General features: G+C 61.5%; 2 protein-coding genes. Both read right to left on the bottom strand.

The annotated features are described in order from the left end of the window. Positions 1–119: 119 nt before the first annotated feature. Positions 120–2510 (bottom strand): catalase, encoded by a 2391-nt coding sequence (locus VIZ63_RS17975; protein WP_349261224.1) that lies wholly within the window; start codon positions 2508–2510, stop codon positions 120–122. 313 nt (positions 2511–2823) lie between these two features. Then, on the bottom strand, positions 2824–3262 hold a 439-nt coding region (locus VIZ63_RS17970), incomplete at its 5' end, for a proton-conducting transporter membrane subunit (RefSeq protein ID WP_331611079.1).

Below are 3262 nucleotides of genomic sequence, written 5' to 3'. Positions count from 1 at the left end.
CCGCGCTCCGTCTCGAGAGCCTGATACAACAACTCATGCAGTTGCTTCTTGGTATACGGTTTCTTTTTCATGGATTCCTCCTCAACACTGATAGGCAGCGCGCCGACAGTCGCGTTGCGTCACTTGGTTGGAGGGTCACTGTCGCGGGATGGATGGCGATGAGCGGCGACCGCATTGATGAATGCCGGCGCGATTTCGGCCGCATTGGCGCCGTCCGCCAGCAGGATACCTACGTCTTCATCCATGACTGGCCCGATGCCGGCCATTTCCAGCAACTCCCGTCCGGCCCCCAAAGCGAGAATCGCTTTACAGTGCCTGAACATATCCCTAATGAACTCCATCGTATGCCCGTTGCCTGCGAGCGCCCGAACCGCCTCGCGTCCATCGGGCACCACCAGCGCATCGAACAAGAATCCCGGAGAATTCTCCATCGACTTGTCCGCTTCTATTTTCTCGCCGGAGTCGCCGACGAACATGCCCACCCGTGGCCCGACGAAATGAACCACTGCACCCGCGTCGGTCAGTGCACGATAAAGGCTGACGAGCGAGGCATGGTGGACGCCATCCGCGACCAACACGGCAATCTGTCGGGTGCGGATGCCGCATTCGCCCGGCAGTGCCATCAGCGACAATGCCGGAGAAACGGTCACCTCCGGCGGCTGCGGATTAGCTATGGCCTTCGGCATTGCAGCGGGCACCGCCATGCCCAAACCGGCCGCGACCTCTGCGGCCAGCTCCCGTGAAACGTTCACCAGCGAGGACAACATCCGCTCACGGATGGCGGGGACTCCGACCTTGCTCAGCTCGAAGCGGAATGCGGCGGCAATATGGGCTTTCTCGACAGCCGTCTGACTGTCGAAGAACAACGTGGCTTGCGCATAGTGCTCGGCGAACTTCTCCGGCTTGCCACGGACTTTGTCTTCGGCAATCGCCGCGGGGAAGGACACGAATCCGCTTGTTCCAGCTTGAAACGGGCAGCCACCCGCCAATGAGTTCGGCTCGTACGCAACGCGCCCGCGATGCAGCGCCTGACGGTGCATGCCATCGCGCTGGTTGTTCTGAACCGCGGCAATCGGCGAGTTGATCGGGATCTCGTGGAAATTGGGGCCGCCGAGTCGGGTGATCTGCGTATCCGCATAGGAATGGATTCGACCGGCGAGCAACGGATCATTGGAGAAGTCGATGCCCGGTATGATGTGCGCCGCGCAGAACGCGACTTGCTCGGTTTCCGCGAAGAAGTTGTCAGGGTTGCGATTCAGCACCATGCGCCCGACGGGCAGCAGCGGCACCAGTTCTTCCGGCACTATCTTGGTCGGGTCGAGCACATCGAAGCTGAAGCCCTCGGCTTGCTCCTCACTGAATATCTGCAGTCCCAGCTCCCACTCCGGGAATTCGCCCGACTCGATGGCTTCCCACAAATCACGCCGATGAAAATCAGGGTCGGCGCCCGATATTTTCACCGCTTCATCCCAGACGAGTGAATGCGTTCCCTGGAGCGGTTTCCAGTGGAACTTGCAGAATACGGATTTTCCCTCGGCGTTGACCATGCGAAAGGTATGCACGCCAAATCCTTGCATCATCCGAAAGCTTCGCGGAATCGCGCGATCGGACATCACCCACATCAGCATGTGGGTTGACTCTGGCATCAGTGAGACAAAGTCCCAGAACGTATCATGTGCCGACGCCGCCTGAGGCATGCCGTGATGCGGCTCCGGTTTGACGGCGTGGACCAGATCGGGAAACTTCATCGCGTCCTGAATGAAGAATATCGGCATGTTGTTGCCGACCAGGTCCCAGTTGCCTTCGTCGGTATAGAACTTCACCGCGAAGCCACGCACGTCGCGTGCGGTGTCTTTCGACCCGCGCTCGCCGGCGACCGTGGAAAAGCGTACGAACACGGGCGTGATCTTGCCTTTCTCGGCGAACGGCGCCGCGCGCGTGTACTGGGTCAGCGCGTCGTAGGCTTCAAAGTACCCGTGCGCACCTGAGCCGCGTGCATGGACGATGCGCTCCGGGATGCGTTCGTGATCGAAATGCGTGATTTTTTCTCGCAGGATGAAATCTTCGAGTAACGATGGCCCACGCAATCCGGCTTTCAACGTGTTCTGATTATCGCCAATGGGAACACCTTGATTGGTCGTCAGCGGCTGATCGCTTGCATCGACGCGGACCCGGTCGAGCGAAGCGACGGTTGGGTTCGTTCCGGGCCGCGCTGCGCCGCCGGTTTTCGCCGTCCCGGTTTCCTCCGTCGTCGTGCTCGCGGTCAACGCACCGGAGCCCGGCTCAGCAGTCGCTCCGGGCGGCGGCGCCACGGCGTTGTCGTGACCGTACTCGAGCGCCTTGCTGCTGTTGTAGGGCATCGCGGCGACCAAGGGGTCGCTTGCGCTGGCTTGCTTTACGACGATGTCGTTAGTTTTGAGCACCCCGTCAGGGCCCTGCGCTGCGGTGACGGATTGATTGCCTTGGCTTTTCTCTCGCGACGACCGAGGTGGTTTTTTGTTCGTAGCCATAATTGTTCTCCTGTTAGGTGGGGAATGTGAACAATCGAGGTGCCGCTCAAACCGCTAAGTACCTGAAGATGAAAAAAAAATTCGCGCATCTTGAGTGCCTTGCCACACACGCCGAGCCCTTGTGTGGCGGGGGCTCCACGAGAACCCCGGCATCAGGAAGTACGCGAAAACTTTTTTGCTCTCACCTAGCGTCTGTCGATTCTCATGCCCCTGCCGGGATCCGTCTGTTCGATAACGAACGCTCGCCCCGCGCGGGGGCCAAGCGCTCAAGTCGTCCGTGCGGTTGCACTCATACATCCGGCCTTCCGCACCCTCACGGTATCTCCCGCAGGTATTCACGTTCGGCAATCAGCTGTGCCCACGCGAGCGGACTCCAGGGCGAGTCGGCGAACAGGCCGGCGGCCAGCACGGCGCTGGCGGTGACCAGGGGCGGCAGGAGCAGCAGCCAGGCGGTGTGGTACCACTGCCGCGTGTGGGTGGGCTCATGCGGCCAGGCGAAGGGCCGGCGGCGGAACCAGGCGCGCCAGAGGATGGGCAGGAAGTAGGCGGCGTTGAGCAGGCTGGAGATCCACAGCACCCAGATCGCCCAGTGCATGCCGGCCAGCGCCGCCCCGTCCATCAGCCAGGCCTTGCTCACCGCCCCGGCGGTGAACGGCACGCCCATCATGCTCAGCGCGGCGATGCTGAACGCCAGGGTGGTCAGCGGCATGCGCCGTCCGGCGCCGTCCATCTCGCTCACCTTGTGGATGCCG

The sequence above is a fragment of the Povalibacter sp. genome, from assembly GCF_036520495.1.
Classification (GTDB): Bacteria; Pseudomonadota; Gammaproteobacteria; order Steroidobacterales; family Steroidobacteraceae; genus Steroidobacter.
Note: the sequence above shows the minus strand (reverse complement) of the source record. Positions and strands in the feature narration are given on the sequence as shown.

Coding starts and splice junctions, on each gene's coding strand:
- VIZ63_RS17975 (WP_349261224.1), bottom strand. CDS start 2,510: ATGGCTACGAACAAAAAACCACCTCGGTCGTCGCGAGAGAAAAGCCAA.